This is a genomic window from Amycolatopsis speibonae, from assembly GCF_042647925.1.
Taxonomy (GTDB): domain Bacteria; phylum Actinomycetota; class Actinomycetes; order Mycobacteriales; family Pseudonocardiaceae; genus Amycolatopsis; species Amycolatopsis speibonae.
Genome location: NZ_JBHRWK010000053.1, coordinates 14,679 through 37,653 on the forward strand (window position 1 = coordinate 14,679; position 22,975 = coordinate 37,653).

Here is a 22,975-nt window from a genome sequence, read left to right on the forward strand (position 1 = left end):
CGTCCGTAACGCTCACGAGGCCCGAGTCGCTAATCTGCGGCCATGGCGAGAGTGGCGAAGCTGGTCTACTACCCGGTCAAGGGCTGCGCGGGGACGTCGGTCGAAACCGCCGACGTCACCCCGGCGGGCCTGCGGTTCGACCGTGCCTGGATGGTCGTGTCGCCCGACGGTGAGTTCCGCAGCCAGCGGAAGCATCCGGTGATGGCTTCGATCCTGGCCGAAGTGCTGGACGACGGCGCCCGGCTGCGGCTCGCCGCTCCCGGCGTCGAAGACCTCTTGGTCGAGACAGCCACGGACGGGCCACGGCAGCCCGCGTCGACGTTCACCTGGCAGGGCAAGGGCGTCCACCAGGGCGCCGAGGCCGCCGAGTGGTTCTCCGACGTCTTGGGCCTGCCGTCGATTTTCGTCGGGCTCGCGCCGGAGCACGAGCGCGTCACCAACGGCGAGATCCCCGGCACCGCCGCGTTCGCCGACGCGCACGCGATCCTGCTGACGTCCGAGTCCTCTTTGGACGGTCTGAACGAGCGCATCGCCTCTCGCGGCGCCGAAGCCGTGCCGATGGACCGCTTCCGGCCCAACGTCGTCGTCGCGGGCTGGCCGGAGCCGCACCGCGAGGACGACGTCCGCTCGCTCACCGCCGGCGGCCTGGAGCTGGGGTACGCCAAGGTCTGCATCCGCTGCACGGTGCCGATGGTCGATCAGGAGACCGGCAAGAAGGCGGGTCCCGAGCCGATCCGGTCGCTCGCCGACTACCGGCGCGAACCCGAAGGCGGGGTCTCGTTCGGGATCAAGATGGCGGTGACCGGTCCGGGTCAGCTGGCCGTCGGTGACGAGGTGATCGTGCATTCCTGGGCGGGTCCCAGCCCGAGCACGCCGGAGGCCGAACCGCCGTTCACGGCGACCGCGAGCCGCCCCGACGAGTCGGTGTAGAGCACGTTCCAGCCCGGCGGCACCGTGCCGAAGGTGTCGCCGACCAGCGCTTTCACCAGGACGTGTTCGCTGCTGACCGAGACCGTGCCGGACAGCCCGGCCAGTTCGAGGTCGGCGGGGCCCGCGGCCAGCTGGACGTTGCCGAAGTGGTCGACCGTGAGCACTTCCGCCACCAGTTTGCCGGGGAACACCGCGACGAACGGGTCCGGCAGCCGCACGAGGTCGTCGACGCGCGGCCCGAATTCCTCCGGGGCGACGCCGAGCGCGAGATGCGCGGCGGCGGGGGCGAAGACGTCGCGCCCGTGGAACGTCGACGACGTCACCGGAAGGCGGTATCGAGGGGCCGCGAGTTCGTACGCCGCTATCACCCCGGTGAGTGTTTCGGCGGCGGGAATGAGGATTCCGTTGTCCGGGCCGACGAGGATTCCGCGTTCGGTGACCACCACGACACCGCGCCGCGCCGTGCCGACGCCGGGGTCGACGACGGCGAGATGGACGGCCTCCGGCAGATACGGCACGGTCTGGGCGAGTACCTCGGCGCCGGTCCTGACCTGCTGCGGAGGGATCTCGTGGGTCACGTCGATCAGCCGCACGGACGGCGCGATCCGCGCGATCACCCCGTGGCACGCGGCCACGAAACCGTCGCTCAGCCCGTAATCGGTAGTGAACGAAACGCAGTGGATCGGCATGATCAGCCATCATCCTTGATCGCTAGGGTGCAGCCGTGACGACGCTCGAATACCCGAAGATCGCCGCCGGCAAGGTCCGTGAGCTTTACGCCGTCGATGACGAGCATCTGCTGCTCGTCACTTCGGACAGGATCTCCGCCTACGACGTCATCTTCAACACCCCCATCCCGGACAAGGGGCGGGTGCTCACCGCGATGAGCGTGTTCTGGTTCTCCCAGCTCTCCGATGTCCTCCCCAACCACCTGGTCTCCCACGACGACGAACGCATCCCCGCCGCGGTCCGCGGCCGCGCGCTGCTGGTGCGGCGGCTGGCGATGCTGCCGCTCGAAGCCGTCGCCCGCGGCTATCTCACCGGCACCGGACTCGCCGACTATCGCGCCACCGGCACGGTTTGCGGCGTCGAACTTCCCCCCGGCCTGACCGAGTCCTCCCGGCTCCCCGAACCGATCTTCACCCCCGCGACCAAGGCCGATCACGGTTCGCACGACGAGAACATCGCCTTTTCCGACGTCGTCGGGCAGCTCGGCCGCGAGCGGGCAGAGGAAGTCCGCGAGGCGACGCTGGCGGTGTACCGCCGCGGCGCGGAGTTCGCCGCCGAACGCGGCATCCTGCTCGCGGACACGAAACTCGAATTCGGCATCGACCCGGAAGGGAACCTGGTGCTCGCCGACGAGGTCCTGACCCCGGATTCCTCACGATACTGGCCGGCGGCCGGTCGCACCCCGGACAGCCCGCTCCCGTCGTTCGACAAGCAGCCGCTGCGCGACTGGCTGACCGGTCCGGCGTCGGGCTGGCACCGGCTGGAGAGACCGGAGCCGCCACCGCTGCCCGACGAGATCGTCGCCGCCACCAGGGCGAGGTACATCAACGCGTACGAACGCATCACCGGCTGTTCGCTCGACGACTGGCCCGCCTGATTCGCCCGGCTGACCTGCGGCGTTCACGCCGTCGTCAGTCCGGCGCAAGGCCGGTCTGGCCCAATGGGCATCGTGGACGCACGTTTGCTGGTTTCCCTGTCCGGCGTGACCACCCGGACGTTGCACCGCTGTGCCGACCTCGCGGCCGAGCTCGACAGGCGCAAGGTCCCGTTGTCCGTGCTCTACGCCGCTCGCACCGGCGAGGGCCCCGTGACAGCCTGGGTCCGGACACGCCGCGAAAGCGGCGACTCCGTGCTCCTGCACGGGTACGACCACCGGATCACCCCCACCCACCGCGCTGTCCAGCTGGGCAAACGCGCCGAGTTCGCGGCGCTGCCCGCGCATGAGGCGCGGCTTCGGCTCATCGCGGCGAAGGCGGCGCTCGACGCCAACGGCATGGCCGTCGACGGGTTCGCGCCGCCGCGCTGGATCGCGTCGGAGGGCACCGTGCAGGCCCTGCGCGAGCATGGGTTCAAGCTGTGCGCGGACCTGGTCTCGGTGCGGGATCTGGTGTCCGGCCAGGTCCAACGTGCCAGGGTCCAGGAGTTCGGCGGGCCGTCGCACCGGACGGAGACCGTCCGGTGTTTCGCGCTGGTGCTGGCCGCCGCCAGGGCCGCGCGCCGGGGCGGGCTCGTGCGGCTCGGCATCGACGCCGCGGACCTCGCCCGGCCGGGGCTGCGGCAGGCGTTCCTCGACGCCGTCGACGTCTCGCTGGAGAACCGCGCTTTCGGGGCCACTTACGGCTCGCTCTCGCGACCGCGGTCGCTCCAACTAGATTGACGGGATGACCGACGACGGTGACCGGAGTGACGCGCAGGCGACGCTGATGCGGCTCTGGCGCCGGTCGGAACGCCCGACCCGGGGCAGGCCGTCGGTGCTCGACATCGACAGTGTCGTGGCGGCCGCGGTGGCTCTGGCCGATCGCGAAGGCGTCGCGAACGTGACGCTGGCGAACGTGGCGAAGGACCTGGACGTCACGAAGATGTCGTTGTACCGCCACATCGGCTCGAAGTCGGAGCTGCTGGAGCTGATGGCCGATTTCGCCATCGGCGATCCGCCGCCGCTGGAGCCCGCCGGCGACTGGCGGGCCGAGCTGACCCTGTTGGCCGAGGCCAACCGCGACGCGCTGATGAGTCATCCGTGGCTGGTCGAGCTGCCGCTCTCCGGTCCTCCGGCGGGGCCGAACGCGGTCGCCTGGATGGACGCGATCCTGCGCACGCTGCGCGAAACCGGTCTCGACTGGGGCACCAGGGGCGGGGTCCTGGTCCTGGTCAGCGGCTATGTGCGCCTCGCGTGCGCGCAGGCCATCCAGCTCGCGGAGGGCCGGAAAGGCAGCGGGCTGAGCCAGTCACAGGCCGAACAGGCTTACGGCAAGAGCCTCGCCGAGCTGATCGACCCGGAGCGTTTCCCCGACGCGGTGGGCTTCCTGACCTCCGGGCTCGGCGCGCCCGATCAGGACGAGGACCCTGAGTTCGGCTTCGGTCTCAACGTCGTTCTCGACGGCGTGGCCGCGCTCATCGACGCGAACTGACCGGAAGCCCTCCCTGGCTTTAGTATCCGGCGGACATTATTTAGTGTACGTTGGATACTAAGGTCTTCCAAGGGGGAACAATGAAGTCGTTGCCGACCAGCGAGCGGGTGCTCGCACCGGATCTGGCCAGAGGTTTCGCGCTGTTGCTGGTCGCGCTGGCGCATACCGCGAGCATCTTCCTGGGGAACTCGCCGGGCGTCGATCAGACGCCGCAGGGCCTGGAACGGCCGTACTTCGTGCTGCTGTTCGTCTTCGTGCACGCGTGCGCGTTGCCGCTGTTCGGCATGATGCTCGGCTACGGGATGGTGCAGTTCGCGGATCGCCAGCAGGCGCTGGGAGAGTCGTGGTCCCGGACGCGTGGTGTCCTGCTCCGGAGGCACGCGTGGTTGCTGGTCTTCGGCGCCGTCGACGGGGTGCTGTTCTTCTCCGGTGACGTGCTCGGCGCGTACGGCGTCATCGGGGTCGCGTTCACCCTGCTGCTCCTGCGGCGCGGCAAGGGCTTCTATCGGCTTCCGGCCTTTTACCTGGTCTTCGCCCTCTGCTACCTCGCCGTGCTGATGTACCTGGTGCTCTCCGGGAACTCCGGGGGCGCGCCGGTCCCGTCCCCCGAAGACGCGTCCTCCCTGGCGACGACGTACGGCGAAGCCCTGCAGGAGCGTCTCGTGGAATGGCCGTCCATCACGCTGATCCTGCTGCCGTCGATCCTCTTCGTCTGGGTGGGTGCCTGGGCCGCCAAGAAGCGCTTTCTGGAGGAGCCGAACCGGAAGATCCTCCTCGTCGGCCTGTTCGGCGGATTCGGCGTCGCGATCGCGGGCGCCCTGCCGATGGGTCTCTACACCGGCGACTACCTCCAGTTCGACGCCGACACCGCCGGGTTCGCCAAGACGCTGTACGAGGGAGCGGGCGTGTTCGGCGCGATCGGCTACCTCAGCCTGTTCGGCCTCATCGGCATGGCTGTCGGCAAGAAGAAACGTCGCGGCGTGGTCGCCACCGCGATCTCCGCCCTCGGGCAGCGCACCTTGAGCGCGTACCTGTTCCAGTCGGTGGCGTGGCTGATCCTGGCGCCCCCGTTCATGCTGGGCCTGGGTGGCCAGGCGAAGAACCCGACGTTCGTGGCGGCCGCCTGCGGGCTCGGCGTGTGGCTGCTTTCGGTCGTCGTCGCGTACTGGATGCACCGGAAGGGCTACCGCGGCCCGGCGGAGATCCTGGTGCGGAAACTCGCCTACCGGAGTTAAATCTTCACCGGCTCCCCGACGTCGAGCACCTTCACCTCGGTGCCTTCCGGGGCGAGGTTGGCGAACAGGCCGTAGTGCATCTGCGGCCGCGCGAGAACGGCTTCGTGGATCGGGACGGCAAGGCGCGGCGACACGGCACGCAGGTAGTCGACGGCTTCGCCGGCCTTGAGCCACGGGGCGCCGGTGGGCAGGCCGAGGACGTCGACCTTCTGTTCCGGCACGAAGAACGAGTCGCCCGGGTGGTAGAAGGCGCCGTGGTCGACGAGGTAACCGACATTCGGGATCGTCGGGATGTCCTCGTGGATCACGGCGTGTTCGCCACCGACGACGTTGACGCTGCTGGAGCCGATGTCGAAGGCGTCGCCGGGGTTCGCGACCTGGAACTCGGCGCCGAGCTTCCGCACCGCCTCGGCGGAACCCGGGTCGACGATCAGCCGGGCGCCGGGGTTCGCCTCCAGCAGCGCGGGCAGCCTGTCCGCGTCGAGGTGGTCGAAATGCTGGTGGGTGATCAGGATGGCGTCCAGCTCACGCTCGCCTTCGAAGCCCACCGAGAAGGTGCCGGGGTCGATCAGGATCCGCGCGCCCTCGGTCTCCAGAAGTGTGCAAGCGTGTCCAAAGTGGACAATACGCATCGGTGTTCTCCTTCGCGGTAGGTCATTTCCAGCCTATGCCCGGAGCAAGGCGTCGCCAAGTTCGGTGCGCAGGTAACGCACTTCGCGGCCGCGTCGCCGCGTGTCGAGCAGGCCCGCCGCGCGCATCGCGGTCAGATGCCGCGAGACCGTCGGCGCGGAGAAGTCGAGCCTGCGTGCCAGCTCGGTGGTGCTCGCGGGCTCGTTGAGCGTCGTGAGCAGCGCGGCCTTCGTCCTGCCGAGGACTCCCGCGAGCGCGCCGGGCGGGCGTTCGGGATCCGACCAGAGTTCGGCGACACCGCGAGCCGGGTAGAGCAGCGAAGGCTGCCACGGCTCCATCGTGATCACCCCGACCGACGGCCACGCGAAGACGCCGGGGATCAGCAGCAGCCCGCGGCGGCCGAGGTGGACGCGGCTGCGTTCCTTCATCTCGATCACCACGACGTCGTCGACGAGCCGCACCCGCGGGTGGATGCCCTCCAGCGCCAGCGCGATGCCACCCGCGGCCAGGCGTCGCGAGCGTTCCTCGATGTCGGCGACGAGGAAGCGGCGCACCCGGGGCCAGTGCGGTTCGACCAGCTCGGTCCAGGCGATCTCCATCTGCTCGGACAGAAGGTCTCTCGCCTCGGCCGGGTCTTCGGGGAGTCCGCTCAGGTTAGCGTCCACTTTGGACAGTTCGTGGGCGACCTGATCCGGTGGTGTGCGGCGGATCTCGGCGAGCTGCGCGGACGCGGTGGTCTCCGGGCCGGTCGGCGGCGGGCTGAGGAAGTCGGTGATGTAGTGCCGCGCGCTCATCACCCTGGCGAAATCGTCGATGGGCAGGTCCGGCAGTTTCGCGGCGGCTTCGCGCAGCCACGGCAGATGACTCGGATGCCCGCGCCGTCCGAGCAGGGTCTGCATCGCGCCCATGGTCTCGTCGAGCGGGGAGATGCCGAAGCGGACGCGGTTGGCGCTTTCGGCGGTCAGGACCAGCTCGATCATCCGATTAGGCTATTCCCTAATCAGTGGCTCTCGCCAGGTCTGGTTCGGCAGGGTCTCCAGGTATGACCTTGCTTCGCAATTCCGGGTATTGGCGCTGGTCGGCGGGGGTCCAGCTGAACCGGCTGCCCGCCACGATGGCGCCGCTGGCCTTCACCGTGCTGACCACCGCGACGACCGGTTCGTACCGGCTCGGCGGGGTCATGATGGCCGTCTTCGTCGCCGCCGAGATGGTCGGCGCCGTGCCGACCGGGCGGCTGCTCGACCGCGTCGGCCCCGCGCGGGGTCTCGTCGTGCTGCTGCCGCTGGTCGCCGCGGGACTGTTCCTGCTGGCCGCGGTCGCCTCCGCCGGCGCCCCGGACCTGGTGCTGCTCGCGCTGGCGATCCCGCCGGGGCTTCTCGCGGGCGGGCTGAACGGTGGTTTCCGGACGCTGCTCGCCGGGACGGTGACCGAAGACGAGCTGCCCCGGGCCGTTTCGGTCGACGCGATGATCATGGAAGGCGTCATCGTCGGCGGACCGCTGCTGGTGGCGCTCCTGGCGACGTCCGGCCCGGCCGTCCCGTTGCTCGCGATGGCCGTCGTCGCCCTGCTCGCGGCCCTGCTCGTACCGCGGCGGACCGTCGTCCATGATCCACAAAGGACGGTCGAGCACCAGGCGCTCCCGGTCGCCGCTTGTGTCCCCTGGCTGATGGGCCTGTTCACCGTCGGACTGCTGCTGTCGACCATCGAGGTCGGCCTGCTGCCGCTCGTCCAGCGCCTCGGCGCCCCCGATTCGGCGACGGCGATCGTCATCGTCGTGCTGTGCGCCGCCAGCATCACCGGGAGCGCGCTCTACGCGGCGCGGGGGAAGGTCGGCGATCCACGACTGTTCCTGGCGGGTTTCGTGCTCGGCGGCATCGTGGTGTCGGCGGGCCTCGGCTGGGCCGGGCTGCTCGGCGGGGTCGCGCTGATCGGGCTCTGCACCGGTCCGCTGATGGCCGTCTCGTCGGTCAACCTGCAGAAACTGCTGCCGGAACGCCGACGGTCGGAGGGGTTCTCGCTGGCTTTCACCGTGCAGGCGTCCGGGTTCGGGCTGGGCTCGCTGGCGATCGGGATACTGCCGGTCTGGCTGGCCCCGCTTCTCGGTGTCCTTGCGGCTCTCGTCTCCTGTGTAATGCTGGTGGCCCACCCCAGGCGAGCTATTGGCACGCCGTCAGTAACGTCGTAGCCTGGGCTTTGAGCCGAGACACGGGAGAAGTCGATGACCGCAGTCCAGCCGAAGCCGACCGCGCACAGCGTGGGGGAGACCTTCGATTCCCTGAGCCCGGCGACCGACGAGGTCGTCGGCACCTATCCGGTGCACACGCCGGAGGACGTCCGCGCCGCTGTCGCCCGCGCGAAGGACGCCGCCGAATGGTGGGCCGGGCTCGGCTACGACGGTCGCGCCGAACGGCTGCGCCGCTGGAAGGGCGTCATCACCCGCAGGCTGCCGCAGCTGTGCCAGGTCGTGCGCGACGAGACCGGCAAGCCCCTCGCCGACGCGCAGCTGGAGAGCGTCCTCGCCATCGAGCACATCGCGTGGGCGGGCAAGAACGCGCGCAAGATCCTCGGCAAGCAGCGCCGCGCGGCCGGGCTGATGATGTCGAACCAGGCGGCGACGGTCGAGTACCAGCCGCTCGGCGTCGTGGGCGTGATCGGCCCCTGGAACTACCCCGTGTTCACCCCGCTCGGCTCCATCGCCTACGCCCTCGCCGCTGGCAACACCGTCGTCTTCAAGCCGAGCGAGTACACGCCGGGCGTCGGGAAATGGCTGGTCGACGCCTTCAACGAGGTCGTCCCGGAGTGGCCGGTGCTGCAGCTGATCACCGGCTTCGGGGAGACCGGCGCTTCTCTCGTCAGCGCGAACGTCGACAAGATCGCCTTCACCGGCTCGACGGGCACGGGCAAGAAGATCATGGCCGCGGCCGCCGAGACGCTCACGCCGGTGATCATCGAGGCTGGAGGCAAGGACGCTGTCCTGGTCGACGCGGACGCCGACCTCGAAGCCGCCGCCGACGCGACCGTCTGGGGCGCGTTCTCCAACTCGGGCCAGACCTGCATCGGCGTCGAGCGCGTGTACGTCCACGAGCGGGTGCACGACGAGTTCGTCGCGAAGGTCGTCGAGAAGTCGAAGGACGTGCGGGCCGGTTCGGACGAGGCCGCGCAGTACGGCCCGGTGACGATGCCTTCGCAGCTCGCGGTGATCAAACGCCACATCGCCGACGCCATCGAACGCGGCGGCAAGGCGCTGGTCGGCGGCGTCGACGCGGTCGGCGACCGCTACGTCCAGCCGACGGTCCTCGTCGACGTGCCGGAGGATTCCTCGGCCGTCCAGGAGGAGACGTTCGGCCCGACCGTCACCATCGCCAAGGTCCGTGACATGGACGAGGCCGTCGAGAAGGCCAACGACACGAAGTACGGCCTCGGTTCGACGGTGTTCTCGAAGTCGCGCGGCCTCGAACTGGCCTCCCGCCTGCGCACCGGCATGACGTCGATCAACGCGCCGCTTTCCTTCGCCGGTATCGCTTCGCTGCCCTTCGGCGGCGTCGGCGACTCGGGCTTCGGCCGGATCCACGGCCCGGAAGGCCTGCGCGAGTTCGCCCGGCCCAAGGCCGTCGCGCGGCAGCGTTTCACCGCGCCGATCGTGCTGACCTCGTTCTCCCGCAAGGAAAAGACCGACGCTTTGGTGGCGAAGCTGATCACCGTCCTGCACGGCAAACGCTGACCCCTCCGTCTCGCGAATGTCATGAAAGGGTCGTTCCTGACGAAAAACGTCAGGAACGACCCTTTCATGACATCTGAGCGCTACTCGCCCCGGATGAGATCCGCCGCCTTCTCCGCCACCATGATCGTCGGCGCGTTCGTGTTCCCGCGCGGCACCACGGGCATCACCGACGCGTCCACCACCCGCAGCCCGTCCACCCCACGCACCTTCAGCGACGGGTCGACGACGGCGTTCTCGCCCGTCCCCATCGAGCAGGTCCCCACCGGGTGGTACAGCGTCTGCGTCTTCTCGCGCACGTAGTCGGCCAGTTCGCTGTCGGTCAGGTCGTGGCGCTCCGGCAGGAACGGCTTGTCCAGGTACTTCGCCAGCGGGCCGGACTTCCCGATCTCCACCAGGGTGCGCATCCCGGCCAGCATCTTCTCCATGTCCACGGACTCGGCGTAGTACGCCGGGTCGATTTCGGGCTTCCACAAGGGATTCCCCGACTTCAGCCGCAGCCGTCCCCGGCTCGCGACGTCCACCAGGGTCGCCGCGGACGTGAAGCCCGGCATCGTCGGCTCACGCATCCCGTTGTCGTAGAACAACGTCGGCGCGACATGGATCTGCATGTCCGGCGGCGAGACACCGTCCGCGGCGGGGAAGAACGCGCCTGCCTCGCCGATGTTCGAAGCCAGCGGGCCGCGTTTGGTGAGCTGGTAGCGCACCAGGCCACCCGGCGTCGCCGCGTCCACCAGGTCGGTGGTGCCGCGGGTCGACCAGATGATCCCGCAGGCCGGGTGGTCGTGCAGGTTCTCGCCGACACCGGGAAGCGCGGCCACCACCTCGATCCCGTGCTCCCGCAGGTGTTCCGCCGGTCCGACACCGGACAGCATCAGCAGTTGCGGCGAGTTCACCGCACCGCCGCTCAGCAGGACTTCGGCCGACGCGCGCACCGTCGTCTCGACACCTTTGTCCAAATAGGACACGCCGACCGCGCGGGTGCCTTCGAAGACGACGCGGGTGGCTTGCGCGTGGGTGCGCACGGTCAGGTTCGCGCGGGTCAGGGCGGGGCGCAGGTACGCGTCGGCCGTCGACCAGCGGCGGCCCTTCTTGCACGTCACCTGGTAGACACCGGCGCCTTCCTGCGACTCGCCGTTGAAGTCGTCGGTGCGCTTGAGGCCCCAGTCGACCGCGGAATCCACCCAGGCGTGCGAAAGCTCGTGGGTGAAGCGGCGATCCTCGACGTTCAGCGGCCCGTCGGTGCCGTGCAGCGGCCCGCCGAGCCGCTGGTTCCTCTCCGCCCGCTTGAAGTACGGCAGGACGTCGTCGAAACCCCAGCCCTCGGCGCCGTGCCCGTCGCGCCAGCCGTCGTAGTCGGCGCGGTTGCCGCGGATGTAGATCATCGCGTTGATCGAAGAACAGCCGCCGAGCGTCTTCCCGCGCGGCCAGTACAGCGTCTTGCCGGTGTGCTTCTGCTCGACCGTCTCGTAGTTCCAGTCCCATTTGGTCTTGAAGAGACCGGGGAACGCGGCGGGGATGTGGATCTCGTCCGCGTCGTCCTCGCCGCCCGCCTCGAGCAGGAGCACCCGCGCTGACGGATCCTCGCTCAGCCTGTTCGCCAGCACGCATCCCGCGCTGCCCGCGCCGACGATCACGTAGTCGAAGGAGTCCTGATCGGCCACGGTGCCTCCTGCTGCTCGCCCGGTGTTGACGCCCCGCCAATGGGCTCATCTTGGCCCAACGCCGCGCTCCGAGCATCCCCCAGTCGAAGGATCAGTGCGAGCTCAGTCGGAGTCGGGTGCGAACGAAGCGACGCAGGGGCCGCCCTCGGCGTCGTCCTCGGTCTCGATCCGCCCCGGCTTCCGGACGCCGTCGTTCTCGCCCGACAAGTGCAGGATCGTCTGCTTCGCCGTGGTCAGCACGTCGGTCTTGTCGACGGTGTACCGCGCCTCGCCGTGGATGATCTGCTGGACGCCGTCGCGGGTCGTGTCGGGCACCTTCGCGCACAGCACGGACAACGCGGCCGGGATGTCGCGCGCGTTGACCGCGTCGACGAACTTGGTCCCCGCCTCTTCCCCGGTCTTGACGTCGGGGTGCGGCGACGGCCGCGTCTCGATGCTCGGGAGCGGCTCGGGCTCGCCGCCGACCTTGGCGTCGCGCACGCACCAGCCGCCCTCGCCGGGGATCATCGCGATCCCGACGGTCAGGCCTCCGGCGGTGAAGGCGGCCGAGTACTCCTGCGCCGCACGCTGGTGCGCGGACGTCCTGAGCTGTGCGCCCTCGGAGACGGCCATGGTCTGCTCGAAGGTGTAGGACCGCTTCGAGCGGACCGGGCACCAGAGCTGGCTTACGCGGTCTTCGCCGACGCCGTTCACGAAAGACTGGCTGAGCTGCTCCGGCGTCGCGCGCGACGCGGTGTCGGACTTGGTCTTGAAGAAGCCCGGAGACACGAAGCCGGTGAAGGCGACACCGCCCGCGATCAGGACCACGACCAGCGTGAGCGTGATCCACAGCCAGGCCTTCGACTTCTTCGGCGGAGGGGTGTACCCGTACTGCGGTTGCCCGTAGGTCATGCGGCAACCGTAGTGAAGTAGGCTCGGGCGGTACCCACGACCTGCATGAATAAGGAGCAGCCTGCCGTGGCCCGAGTTGTCGTCGATGTCATGCCCAAGCCCGAAATCCTCGACCCGCAGGGGCAGGCCGCGCTCGGCGCCGCCGGTCGTCTCGGCTTCACCGGGATCGCCGAGATCCGTCAGGGCAAGCACTTCGAGATCGAGGTCGACGACTCCGTCGACGACGCGACGCTCGAAAAGATCGCCGAAGGTTTCCTCGCGAACCCCGTCATCGAGCAGTGGACCATCCGCCGGGTGGAGGCGTGAGCGCCCGTATCGGGGTCATCACCTTCCCCGGCACGCTCGACGACGGTGACGCGGCCCGCGCGGCCCGCTACGCCGACGCCGAAGCCGTGCCGCTGTGGCACGCGGACGAAGACCTCAAGGGTGTCGACGCGGTCGTCGTCCCCGGTGGCTTCTCCTACGGCGACTACCTGCGCGCCGGCGTCATCGCCCGGTTCGCGCCGGTGATGTCCTCGGTGATCGAGGCCGCCCACAAGGGAATGCCCGTGCTGGGCATCTGCAACGGCTTCCAGATCCTGTGCGAGGCCGGGCTGCTGCCGGGCGCGATGATCCGCAACGCGGGCCTGCACTTCATCTGCCGTGACCAGTGGCTGCGCGTCGAGAACAACGACACCGCGTGGACCACCCGGTACGACAAAGACGCCGAGATCCTCATCCCGATGAAGAACATCGACGGCTGCTTCGTCGCCGAGCAGGCCACCCTCGACGAGCTGGAGGGCGAAGGCCGCGTCGTGTTCCGCTACGTCGGCGGCAACCCGAACGGCTCGCGCAACGACATCGCCGGGATCCGCAGCGAGAACGGCCGCGTCGTCGGGCTCATGCCGCATCCGGAGCACGCCATCGACGCCCTCACCGGGCCTTCCGATGACGGCCTCGGCATGTTCTACAGCGCCGTGGACGCCCTCGTCTCCGCCTGACCCCCACGCAATTCGGCACCTGCTTGCGGTAGTTGCACGCGCAACCATCGCAATCAGGTGCCGAATTGCGTCAGGAGGCGGCGGCCACCAGAGCCGCGTAGGGCCCACCCGCCGCCAGCAGCTCCGCGTGCGAACCCAGCTCGGTCACCTTGCCGCCCTCGATGACGGCGACCCGGTCCGCCGCGGCCGCCGTATGCAGCCGGTGCGCGATCGCGATCACCGTGCGCCCTTCGAGCACCGCGCTCAGCGACCGCTCCAGATCCCGCGCCGAACCCGTGTCCAGCAGCGACGTCGCCTCGTCCAGCACCAGCGTGTGCGGGTCGGCCAGCACCACCCGCGCCAGCGCCAGCTGCTGCGCCATCGCCGCCGGGACGGCGACAGCCCCGGCGCCGACCTTCGTGTCCAGCCCGTCCGGCAGGCTCGCCACCCACTCCGAAGCGCCGACCGAGGCCAGCGCGGCCAGCAGCCGATCGTCGGTCCAGTCCCCGGCGGGCAGCGTGAGGTTGTCCCGCAGCGTCCCCGTGAACACGTGGTGCTCCTGGGTCAGCAGCAGGACCTCGCCGCGCAGGACGTCGTCCGGCAGCGCCGACACCTCGGCCCCGCCGATCCGCACCGAACCCGACGTCGGCGCCGACATCCCGGCCAGCAGCCGCCCCAGCGTCGACTTGCCGGCACCGGACGGGCCGACGATCGCCAGCCGTTCCCCGGCGGGCACCCGCAGGTCGATCCCGTGCAGCACTTCGCGCTCCGCGTTGTAGCCGAAGCGCACGTCGCGGACCTCGATGTCCTGGCCGCGCGGAGCCTCCGAAGCCGAAGCCTCCGAGGAAGTCGGACGGACACCCAGCAGCCGCCGCAGCGAGGCCCCGGCGACCTGCATGTCCGCGAGCCAGAACAGCGCCTCGTTCAGCGGACCCGTCATGACCTGCGAATAGAGCAGCATCGCGGTGATCGTGCCGAGTCCCTCCCAGCCGTTCGAGTAGGCGAGCAGGCCCAGCCCGAGCATCACCGGCACCGGCAGTACGTAGCTGATCTCCAGCGACGGGATCCACCGCATCTGCAACGCCCGGATCTTGCGCTCGCCCAGCATCGCCGCGTCGAGACCGTCGTGCCCGGCGCGCACGCGGCGGCCGGTCAGGTTCAGCGCCTCCGCCGTCCGCGCGCCCTCCGCGGTCTCGTGCGTGGTGGACTGCAGCTCGGCCCACCGGTCCAGCATCCGCCGCATCACGTCCGGCACCCGCCGCTGGTACCAGATGTTCACCGGCACCAGCAGCGGCAGCGCGATCAGCAGGCCGAGCGCCAGGAACGGTGACGTGACCACCATCGCCACCACCGTGAACGCCACCGTCACGGCGGCGATCAGGATCTCCGGCGCGCCGAAGCGGACGGCGTGGTCGATGCGGCTGACGTCGGTGGTCGCGCGGCTGAGCAGGTCACCGGTGCCCGCCGCCTCGACCGTCCCGAGCGGCAGGTTCAGCGCGTTCCCGACGAACTCCTCGCGGTTGTGCGCCAGGATCCGCTCGCCGAACACCCGCGCGCGCAGCCGCGCCAGCCCCTTGAACCAGGCCTGCGCTCCCAGCACGACCACGAACGCGACCGCGAGCCAAGTGATCGTGGTGGTCGTCGTGCCTTCGACGACCTCGTCCACCAGCGCGCCCAGCAGTTGCGGCCCGGCCAGCCCGATCGCGGTCGCGACGCAGAACAGCCCGAGCATCACGGAGAACTCACGCTTGTTGTCCCGCGCGGTCTCCCTGATCCATCGTCGAACGTCTTTCCTGTCTGCCAACGGCAGCTTCTTCATGCCGGTACTTCCGTATCGATGACCACGTCGGCCACATGTGTCCACAAAGGACTCTGACTGAACACGACGGTGGTCTTGCCGCGCCGCAGCTTCGCGACGCGTTCGGTTATGCGGGCTTCGGTATGCGCGTCGACGGCCGAGGTCGGCTCGTCGAGCAGCAGGACGTCGGCGCCGGTCGCCAGCGCGCGGGCCAGGTTCAGCCGCTGCCGCTGACCACCGGAAACCTCACGTCCGCGTTCGCCGATCACCTCGTCGACGCCGTGGGGCAGCGCGTCCACGATGTCCTCGGCGTCCGCCGCATACAGTGCTTCGGTGATCTCGACGTCGCCGGGTTCGGCGGGGGTGACCTGCTCGCGCAGCACCCCGGAGAACCAGATGTCCTGGTTGTGCGCGTAGACCACTCGCCGGCGCAGATCGCCGAGCGCGACCTGGTCCACCGGGACCCCGCCGACGAGGGCAGGTTCACCCGGATCAGTGAACCGCGCCATCCGGGACGCCACCGCCTCGGCGTCGGCCCCGACGTCGATCACGGTCAGCTTCCCGGCCTCGGCCTTGATCCCGGACGTCTCGTCGACCAGGTCCAGCGGACCTTCCGGCAGCGGCACCGGATTCCCCGGCTCGGCGAGCGTGCGTTCGGTGGACAGCAGTTTGCACACCTTCCGCGCCGAAACCAGCGCGGCGCTCAGCACGCCCGCGAACTCGGTCGCCGTCGTCACCGGCACCACCAGGAACACCGAGACGCCGTAGAACGTGATCAGCTCGCCGACGCCGATGGTGCCGTTCATCGCCAGCTGCGCGCCCAGCCAGGTGATGACCACCGTGACCAGGCCCGGCAGCGCGATCTCCGCCGCCGAGAGCCACGCCTCGCTGCGTCCGACCTGGACACCGGCCGCCCGGACCCGCTGGCTGGAGCGGCGGAAGCGGTCGAGGAACTGCTTCTCGCCGCCGACACCGCGAAGGATCCGCAGGCCGGACACGATGTCCGCGGCCAGCGCGTTGACCTCGGTCTTCTCCTCGCGCTGCTTCGTCTGGCGCTTCTCCAGCGGCTTCAGCAGCGGGCCGATGCCCACCACCGCCAGCGGGACGCCGACCAGCGCGACCACGCCGAGCAGCGGGGACGTCGTCAGCAGCGCCGTCGCGCACACGATGAACGCGATCAGCGAACCGAAGGCCCGCCCGAGTACCTCGAAGGAGTCACCGATCGGGTTGATGTCGCTGGTGGTGATCGCGACGACGTCACCGGTGGTGGTCGTGTCCCGCAGGTTCGCGCCCAGCTTCGCGGCGTGCTCGGTGGTCAGGCGCTGGGTGACCCCGGCGCCGTGGATCCAGCAGCCGTAGGACGCGAAATGCTGCACAGTGCCCGCGAGCGTCTGCGCGATCCCGAGCCCGGCTGCCGCGAGGCCCCACAACCAGACGGAGTCGCCGTCGCCGCGGCCGATCGCGTCGATGCCCCGGCCGATCGCGACCGGCAACAGGGCGATCGGCAGCGACCACAGCGCGCCGCTGATCGCCGAGACGACGAGCAGTCCCGGCCGCGCGAGCATCATCGCGACGAGGTACCGCCAGGCGGTCGGCTTGGCGGGCAGCCGCAGTCGTGGAAGGGGATATGTGGCGGAAAGCACGATTATCGACGGTAGGCGGATCACCGTCTCGGGCGCGACCGATTTATCCGTGGGCGACCGAGAGGTGAACATGTGGCTCGCCTATTCTCAAGGCCGTGGCGAACCTTGATGTGGACACCGTGACCAGCACCGTTGACATCCCAGTCGACACCACCGCACTTGCCGAAGCGACCCCCGGACAGACCCAGCCGTACGTCGAACTCGGCCTCGCCGACGACGAGTACGCCCGGATCCGGGAGATCCTCGGCCGCCGTCCGACCGACGCCGAACTGGCGATGTACTCGGTGATGTGGAGCGAGCACTGCTCGTACAAGTCCTCGAAGAAGCACCTGCGCTACTTCGGCGAGACGGCCACTCCCGAGATGCAGGAGAAGATGCTCGCCGGTATCGGCGAGAACGCCGGCGTCGTCGACATCGGCGAGGGCTGGGCGGTCACCTTCAAGGTCGAGAGCCACAACCACCCGTCCTACGTCGAGCCGTACCAGGGCGCCGCGACCGGCGTCGGCGGCATCGTGCGCGACATCATGGCGATGGGCGCGCGCCCGCTCGCGGTCGCGGACGCGCTGCGCTTCGGCCCGGCCGACGCGGCCGACACCCGCCGCGTGCTGCCCGGTGTGGTCGCCGGCGTCGGCGGCTACGGCAACTGCCTCGGTCTGCCGAACATCGGCGGCGAGCTCGTGTTCGACCCGAGCTACTCCGGTAACCCGCTGGTCAACGCCCTGTGCGTCGGCGCGATGCGCGTCGAAGACCTGCACCTGGCCTTCGCCTCCGGCAAGGGCAACAAGATCATCCTGTTCGGCGCGCGCACCGGCCTCGACGGCATCGGCGGCGTGTCCGTGCTCGCGAGCGACACGTTCTCCGGCGACGAATCCTCGGGTGGCCGGAAGAAGCTTCCCAGCGTCCAGGTCGGCGACCCCTTCACCGAGAAGGTGCTCATCGAGTGCTGTCTCGAACTGTTCGCGCAGAAGCTCGTCGTCGGCATCCAGGACCTCGGCGGCGCCGGGCTCTCCTGCGCGACGTCGGAGCTCGCGGCCGCCGGTGACGGCGGCATGCACATCTACCTCGACCGGGTTCCCTTGCGCGCCACCGGGATGACCCCGGCGGAGGTGCTCTCCAGCGAGTCGCAGGAACGGATGTGCGCGGTCGTCTCGCCGGAGAACGTCGAGGCGTTCATGAAGGTCTGCGAGAAGTGGGACGTCATCGCCACCGACATCGGCGAGGTCACCGACGGCGAGCACCTGGTCATCACCTGGGACGACGAGATCGTCGTCGACGTCCCGGCGCACACCGTGGCGCACCAGGGCCCGGTGTACGACCGCCCGATCCAGCGTCCGTCCACACAGGACGCTCTACAGGCCGACACCTCGGCGAAGCTGCCGCGTCCGTCCACTTCGGACGAACTGCGCGCCGACGTGCTCAAGCTGATCTCGTCGCCGAACCAGGCGTCGAAGGAATGGGTGACCTCCCAGTACGACCGCTACGTGCGCGGCAACACCGTGTCCGCGCAGCCGTCGGACTCCGGCGTCATCCGGATCGACGAGTCGACCGGCCGCGGTGTCGCCGTCTCGACCGACTGCAACAGCAAGTTCGTCTTCCTCGACCCGTACGAGGGCGCGAAGCTCGCGCTGGCCGAGGCGTACCGCAACGTCGCCACCAGTGGCGCGAAGCCGGTCGCGGTGTCGGACTGCCTGAACTTCGGCGCGCCGACCGACCCGGGTGTGATGTGGCAGTTCGAGCAGGCCGTGCACGGTCTGGCCGACGGCTGTGTCGAACTCGGCATCCCGGTGACCGGCGGCAACGTCAGCTTCTTCAACCAGACGGGCGACGTGGCGATCCTGCCGACGCCGGTGGTCGGCGTGCTCGGCGTGATCGACGACGTCACCCGCCGCATCCCGACCGGGATCGGCGCCGAGGCCGGGGAAACCCTGCTGCTGCTGGGCGAGACCCACGACGAGCTGGACGGTTCCGCCTGGGCGCGCGAGCTGCACGGCCACCTCGGCGGCCGCCCGCCTCGCGTGGATCTGGCGCGCGAGAAGCTGCTCGCCGACGTCCTCATCGCCGGTTCGCGTGACGGCATGATCTCCGCCGCGCACGACGTCTCCGACGGCGGCCTGATCCAGACGCTCGTCGAAACCGTCCTCATCGGACAGTGCGGCGCCCGCGTCTTCCTCGACGACGCGCAGGACCCGTTCGTGCAGCTGTTCTCCGAGTCCGCGGGCCGGGTACTGGTCGCCGTGCCGCGCACCGAGGAACTGCGGTTCACCGAGATGCTCACCGCGCGCGGCCTGCCGTGGCGCAAGACCGGTGTGGTGGACCCGGAGTCGGGCTCGCTCGAACTTCAGGACATCACCGAGTTCACCCTGGACGAGCTTCGCGAGACCTGGGAGCGCACGCTCCCCGCCCTGTTCGACTAAAGGCTCTCGTGAGTGGTAAGGACGGTTCTAACCGTCTTTACCACTCACGAGCGGCAACGCCGAACCCGGCGGGAACTTCGCGCCCGACAGCGACGGCGGCTCCGCGAAGGTAGCCGTGCTGAAGTCGACAGCGGTCTCGACGACCGTGTGATCCAGCGACACCTTCCGCTCGAACCTCGCCCTCGTGAGCACGAACTCGCCGTGGATCGTCACATCCTCCAGCAGGAACTTCCCGGAGAGCTGGGCGTCGGTGAGGTCCAGGTAGCTCGACACCTCGCAGCGATCCGCGCCGAACCAGCCGACCCGTCTGCCGAGCAGCCCCAGCTTGTCGAGCCGGGCGTCACTGAGGTTGAGTGAGAACGTCGGCCCGGTGGTCCCGGCGTGCGGCAGGATGTCGCGGATCAGTCGTTCCGCCGCGCGGCGGACCAGCCGCTCGCGTTCCGCCTCGGCCCGGTTTTCCGTGTCCCAGTCGATGTCACTAGGGAAGTTCGGATGCGCGAACGGCCGCCGCAGGTAGGCGCACAACACGTCCAGCACCGTCTGCCGGTACTCCGGCCGCGTCCTCGCCAGCCCCGCGAGCGAATGCATCGCCCCGACCCGGACCTGGTCGGCGTCATTGCCCAGCAGTTCGATCGACTTGGCGAAACGTTCGTCGGAGATCCGGCTGCGCTCGATCTCGTGCCGGTCCTCCTCGGTGCGCCGCCGCCGGTCGTTGAGCCAGAGCCCGTAGAGCGCGGCGATCGCCCCGCCCGCCAGAGCGCCGGTCTTGAGCGCGTCGCCGCGGCTCGTCGCGCGATCGGTGAGCAGCCAGGCGGTGACCCCGACCAGCACCGCGACCGAGGACAGCAACGTCCACAGCAGCGGCGACCTGAGCAGTCGTCTCATCGGTCCTTCATCACGAGCCGGGCCCGCCCGTCGGGCAGGGTCTCGGCGGACCAGCCCGCCGGGAGTTCGTGATCCCTCGACGGTTCGACCATCGTGTTGTACAGCGACACCGTGCCGGGCGGCTCACCGAAACCCAGATCCGCGAAGCTCTCGAACCGCGCGCGATGCAGATCCAGCGTCTTCCCGAACTTCGCGCCGGCGAACACGGCGTTCTTCGCGAAGACGCTGTCCTTGAAGGAGGTCTCGCCCGCGAACACCGTGCCGCGGAACTCGGCGTCCTCGGAGAACCGCACCCCGCTGAACCAGGCGCGCTGCTCGAACCTGGCTTCGTCGCACCGGAAGAAGCCGATCCGCTTCTTCTGCTCCGTTCCCGCGCCGGTCAGGTACACCGGTCCGCGGAACACGCAGCCGGACAGGTTGGTGCTGCTGTACAGACCGGCGTACCGGAGCAGCAGCTTGCCCACCTTCCGCTCCGATAGGTCGAAGTATTCGAGCACCGCCCCGGTCAGGTCGAGGTCGTACGCACGCGTGTCCTCGGAGTCGGCCGCGGGGAGCAGGTCCCCGATGAGCCGTTGCGCGGTCTGCCGCACCTGGAGTTCCTGGTCCTGCTCCGGGGTCGCCTTCACCGACGAGTCGCCCCGGGCCGGTTTCGCGGTTTCGTCGTACCGCGGATGCTCGAACGGCCGCCGCAGGTACGAGCACAGGATGTCCAGCACGGTCTGCGTGTAGATCGCCCGCCCCCTGGCCAGCCCGGCCAGCGCGTGCAGGGCCCCCACCCGCACCTGGTCGGCGTCGTGCCCGAGCAGCTCGACGGCCTTCGCGAACCGTTCGTCCGAGATCCGGTCCCGGTCCTGGTCGGCCCGCCGCAGCTCGAGTTCCTGCCGCTGCCGCTCGACCTCCTGCCGCCGCTCCTCGACGCGGCGGCGCCTGTCGTTGAGCCACAACGCGTAGAGCGCGACGATGGCACCCCCGGCGATGCCGCCGGTCTTCAACGCTTCGCTGCGGCTGGTCGCCGGATCGGCCAGCAACCAGCCGCCCACGGCGAGCAGCAGCAGGAGCGAGACGAAGAAGGTCCAGAGCAACGGGGAGCGGAGCAACCGCTTCATTCGCTCAGAATACGAAGAAGTTACGGACGCAGAAGGACTTGTCCGGGTTGTCGTCCGAGGAGATCCCCGACCCGCTCACCTTCTTGCCCTTGACCGTGCCCTCGATGTCGCCGGTGATGAACCCGTCGCCGATGCCGGCGGTCGAGGTGACCTCCAGCTGTGACGGAGCCGGGGCCATGATGTCGATCGAGTCGCCCATGGTCGCCTTCATGTCCGCGCAGACCAGCGACAGCGCGCCCGCCTTGTCGCCGGCGCTCACCTTCGCCATGAAGTCCTTGAGGTTCTGGACGCCCTTCGGGTTGCCTTCGGACCCGGTGCCACCGCTTTCGGTGCTCTTCGGGCTGCTCTTGGGCGCGCTCGACTTCGGGCTGCTCTTCGGCGCGGAGGTCGGCGCCTTCTCGGACGAAGACGCGGGCGGCGGCGCGGCCGTGTTGTTGCCCTCGTCCTTGCTGAGCAGGAAGCCCGGCGCGAGGAAACCGGTGACACCGAAGGCGATCAGCACGACAAGGCCGATCACGATCCCGATGATCAGCCCGGTCTTGCTCTTCTGCGGCGGCGCGGGCGGGCCGCCGTAACCCTGCGGGTAGCCCGGGTTGTTCGGGTCCCAGCCCTGCTGCTGCGCGTTCGGATCCCAGCCCTGCTGGGGCTGCTGCGGGTATTGCTGGGTCTGGTCCCAGCCCTGCTGCGGCTGCTGCTGGTACTGCTGGGTCTGATCCCAGCCCTGCTGCTGTCCGTACTGCTGAGGCTGACCGTACTGCTGGGTCTGGTCCCAGCCACCCTGCTGCGGTTGTCCGCCGGGCTGCTGTCCCTGAGGGTCCTGGCCGTAGGGCTGGCCTGGCTGGGGTGGGTAGGTCATCGGTCTCGCCTTCCGTACTGGGGCCTGAGGCTTCTGATCAGACGACCGGCGGTCAGCGCTGGTTCCGGATCCGCCCGTGCCAGGGGTTTCAGGGGCATTCTGCTCGGAAGGTACCGTGCGTTGAAAGCGGCACGCGAAAGCGGCTCCCGGCCGAGGCCGGGAGCCGCTTCTTCACGAAATGCGCAGCTCAGCCGTTGGCCAGCGCCTGCAAGCGGTCGTAAGCGCCGTTGAAGGTGTTCTGGTCGAGCGGGCTCGAGGTGTACTGCCACACGGTGTAGAAGCTCCAGCCGTGCGGAAGCGCACCCGCGGAGGACGCGTAGCGCGCGATCCACAGCGGGACCGTTCCACCGAAGTTCTGCGACGTGCCGACGCAGGTGCTCCACCAGTTCGTCGAGGTGTAGATGACGGGCCAGCGGCCGGTGCGTGCCTGGTAGCGGTCGTGGAACGCCCGGATCCAGGCCCCCATGGCCGACTGGCTCAGGCCGTAGCAGGTGGCGCCGTACGGGTTGTACTCCATGTCCAGCGCGCCCGGCAGGGTCTTGCCGTCCTTGGACCAGCCTCCACCGTTGTTGATGAAGAAGTCCGCCTGCGCCGCGCCGCCGGAGACGTTGGGCAGGGCGAAGTGGTACGCGCCGCGGATGAAGCCCTGGCCGTAGGAGCCGTTGTACTGCTGGGCGAAGTACGGGTTCTTGTAGCTCGTGCCTTCGGTGGCCTTCGTCCACACGAAGCGCTTGCCCTGTCCCCACCAGTTCGCCCAGTCGACGTTGCCCTGGTAGCTGGCGACGTCCATGCCCGCGACGGTCGCGAGCACCCCGGCCTCAGGCTGCGGCCGGGCCGCCTTCTCCTTGGACTCCGGGGTGGAGGTTTCGCCTTCCACGCGCTGGATCTGCGATCCGATCGTGTGGTTGTTCTGCTGGAGATCCTGTTCGATCGACATGATCTCCGGGGACGGGGCGGCCGACGCCTGGACCGTGCTGCTGAGCAGGAGCAGCGCGGAGCCGGCGGCGATGGCGATTCTTCGGGAAGTGCGCATACGACAATCCCTTCACGGATAACCCTCGCTGAGGACGGCTAACTTGCAGGTGGTAGCCGTCCGGGCACGATTGTTG

Annotated in this window: 21 protein-coding genes; 10 read left to right on the plus strand and 11 right to left on the minus strand. The window is 69.4% G+C overall.

Going from position 1 to position 22,975, the window contains the following annotated elements; all coding sequences use genetic code 11:
* Positions 1-42 precede the first annotated feature (42 nt).
* Positions 43-930 (plus strand): MOSC domain-containing protein, encoded by an 888-nt coding sequence (locus ACFOSH_RS29410; protein ID WP_378242332.1) that lies wholly within the window; start codon positions 43-45, stop codon positions 928-930.
* Here the strand turns inward: ACFOSH_RS29410 and ACFOSH_RS29415 are convergent.
* Positions 813-1,619 carry an SAM hydrolase/SAM-dependent halogenase family protein gene (locus tag ACFOSH_RS29415; RefSeq protein WP_378242333.1) on the minus strand — a complete coding sequence of 269 codons (807 nt, stop codon included), beginning with the start codon at positions 1,617-1,619 and terminating at the stop codon, positions 813-815. The genes ACFOSH_RS29410 and ACFOSH_RS29415 overlap by 118 nt on opposite strands.
* A gap of 35 nt (positions 1,620-1,654) precedes the next feature.
* On the opposite strand from ACFOSH_RS29415, the gene ACFOSH_RS29420 reads away from it, so the two are divergent.
* From ACFOSH_RS29420 to ACFOSH_RS29435, 4 genes are all read left to right on the plus strand, one after another.
* Positions 1,655-2,536: a phosphoribosylaminoimidazolesuccinocarboxamide synthase gene (locus tag ACFOSH_RS29420; RefSeq protein WP_378242334.1), complete on the plus strand. Its 882-nt coding sequence runs from the start codon at positions 1,655-1,657 to the stop codon at positions 2,534-2,536.
* 63 nt (positions 2,537-2,599) lie between these two features.
* On the plus strand, positions 2,600-3,316 hold the full coding sequence (locus tag ACFOSH_RS29425; RefSeq protein ID WP_378242335.1) for a DUF2334 domain-containing protein: 717 nt from the start codon (positions 2,600-2,602) through the stop codon (positions 3,314-3,316).
* Positions 3,317-3,320: 4 nt separating this feature from the next.
* A complete protein-coding gene (locus ACFOSH_RS29430; RefSeq protein ID WP_378242336.1) occupies positions 3,321-4,067 on the plus strand; it encodes a TetR/AcrR family transcriptional regulator C-terminal domain-containing protein in 747 nt (248 codons plus the stop codon).
* Between the two features lie 80 nt (positions 4,068-4,147).
* A complete protein-coding gene (locus tag ACFOSH_RS29435) occupies positions 4,148-5,302 on the plus strand; it encodes a DUF418 domain-containing protein (RefSeq protein ID WP_378242337.1) in 1,155 nt (384 codons plus the stop codon).
* On the opposite strand, the gene ACFOSH_RS29440 is transcribed toward ACFOSH_RS29435, so the two are convergent.
* Both ACFOSH_RS29440 and ACFOSH_RS29445 read right to left on the minus strand, forming a co-directional pair.
* Positions 5,299-5,934 carry an MBL fold metallo-hydrolase gene (locus ACFOSH_RS29440; protein WP_378242338.1) on the minus strand — a complete coding sequence of 212 codons (636 nt, stop codon included), beginning with the start codon at positions 5,932-5,934 and terminating at the stop codon, positions 5,299-5,301. The genes ACFOSH_RS29435 and ACFOSH_RS29440 overlap by 4 nt on opposite strands.
* A 33-nt stretch (positions 5,935-5,967) precedes the next feature.
* A complete protein-coding gene (locus tag ACFOSH_RS29445; protein ID WP_378242339.1) occupies positions 5,968-6,912 on the minus strand; it encodes an ArsR/SmtB family transcription factor in 945 nt (314 codons plus the stop codon).
* Between the two features lie 62 nt (positions 6,913-6,974).
* Between ACFOSH_RS29445 and ACFOSH_RS29450 the strand changes: the two genes are divergently transcribed.
* The gene (locus tag ACFOSH_RS29450; RefSeq protein WP_378242340.1) at positions 6,975-8,117 is read left to right on the plus strand and encodes an MFS transporter; all 1,143 of its coding nucleotides are present in this window, start codon (positions 6,975-6,977) and stop codon (positions 8,115-8,117) included.
* 33 nt (positions 8,118-8,150) lie between these two features.
* Positions 8,151-9,653 carry an aldehyde dehydrogenase family protein gene (locus tag ACFOSH_RS29455; protein WP_378242341.1) on the plus strand — a complete coding sequence of 501 codons (1,503 nt, stop codon included), beginning with the start codon at positions 8,151-8,153 and terminating at the stop codon, positions 9,651-9,653.
* An 80-nt stretch (positions 9,654-9,733) separates the two neighbouring features.
* Here the strand turns inward: ACFOSH_RS29455 and ACFOSH_RS29460 are convergent, their stop codons facing one another.
* Positions 9,734-11,314, minus strand: a complete 1,581-nt coding sequence (locus ACFOSH_RS29460; RefSeq protein ID WP_378242342.1) for a GMC family oxidoreductase — start codon at positions 11,312-11,314, stop codon at positions 9,734-9,736.
* Positions 11,315-11,416: 102 nt separating this feature from the next.
* Positions 11,417-12,205, minus strand: a complete 789-nt coding sequence (locus ACFOSH_RS29465) for a hypothetical protein (RefSeq protein WP_378242343.1) — start codon at positions 12,203-12,205, stop codon at positions 11,417-11,419.
* Between the two features lie 66 nt (positions 12,206-12,271).
* Between ACFOSH_RS29465 and purS the strand changes: the two genes are divergently transcribed.
* Together purS and purQ are read left to right on the plus strand one after the other, a co-directional pair.
* Positions 12,272-12,511 (plus strand): phosphoribosylformylglycinamidine synthase subunit PurS, encoded by a 240-nt coding sequence (gene purS / locus ACFOSH_RS29470; RefSeq protein ID WP_378242344.1) that lies wholly within the window; start codon positions 12,272-12,274, stop codon positions 12,509-12,511.
* Positions 12,508-13,185 (plus strand): phosphoribosylformylglycinamidine synthase subunit PurQ, encoded by a 678-nt coding sequence (purQ, locus tag ACFOSH_RS29475; protein ID WP_378242346.1) that lies wholly within the window; start codon positions 12,508-12,510, stop codon positions 13,183-13,185. Before purS ends, purQ begins: the two co-directional genes overlap by 4 nt.
* Before the next feature lie 70 nt (positions 13,186-13,255).
* Here purQ and ACFOSH_RS29480 read toward each other — a convergent pair whose 3' ends face one another.
* Positions 13,256-14,983 carry an ABC transporter ATP-binding protein gene (locus ACFOSH_RS29480; RefSeq protein ID WP_378242348.1) on the minus strand — a complete coding sequence of 576 codons (1,728 nt, stop codon included), beginning with the start codon at positions 14,981-14,983 and terminating at the stop codon, positions 13,256-13,258.
* A complete protein-coding gene (locus ACFOSH_RS29485; protein WP_378242350.1) occupies positions 14,980-16,605 on the minus strand; it encodes an ABC transporter ATP-binding protein in 1,626 nt (541 codons plus the stop codon). Before ACFOSH_RS29485 ends, ACFOSH_RS29480 begins: the two co-directional genes overlap by 4 nt.
* A 119-nt stretch (positions 16,606-16,724) precedes the next feature.
* On the opposite strand from ACFOSH_RS29485, the gene purL reads away from it, so the two are divergent.
* The gene (purL, locus tag ACFOSH_RS29490; protein WP_378242390.1) at positions 16,725-19,019 is read left to right on the plus strand and encodes a phosphoribosylformylglycinamidine synthase subunit PurL; all 2,295 of its coding nucleotides are present in this window, start codon (positions 16,725-16,727) and stop codon (positions 19,017-19,019) included.
* A 27-nt stretch (positions 19,020-19,046) separates the two neighbouring features.
* Here the strand turns inward: purL and ACFOSH_RS29495 are convergent, their stop codons facing one another.
* From ACFOSH_RS29495 to ACFOSH_RS29510, 4 genes are all read right to left on the minus strand, one after another.
* Positions 19,047-19,904, minus strand: coding sequence for a hypothetical protein (locus ACFOSH_RS29495; protein ID WP_378242352.1), 858 nt, complete (start codon positions 19,902-19,904; stop codon positions 19,047-19,049).
* Positions 19,901-21,010: a pentapeptide repeat-containing protein gene (locus ACFOSH_RS29500; protein ID WP_378242354.1), complete on the minus strand. Its 1,110-nt coding sequence runs from the start codon at positions 21,008-21,010 to the stop codon at positions 19,901-19,903. Before ACFOSH_RS29500 ends, ACFOSH_RS29495 begins: the two co-directional genes overlap by 4 nt.
* Before the next feature lie 4 nt (positions 21,011-21,014).
* Positions 21,015-21,866, minus strand: coding sequence for a Twin-arginine translocation protein TatA (locus ACFOSH_RS29505; protein WP_378242356.1), 852 nt, complete (start codon positions 21,864-21,866; stop codon positions 21,015-21,017).
* A 187-nt stretch (positions 21,867-22,053) separates the two neighbouring features.
* On the minus strand, positions 22,054-22,899 hold the full coding sequence (locus ACFOSH_RS29510) for a lysozyme (protein ID WP_378242358.1): 846 nt from the start codon (positions 22,897-22,899) through the stop codon (positions 22,054-22,056).
* Positions 22,900-22,975 lie beyond the last annotated feature (76 nt).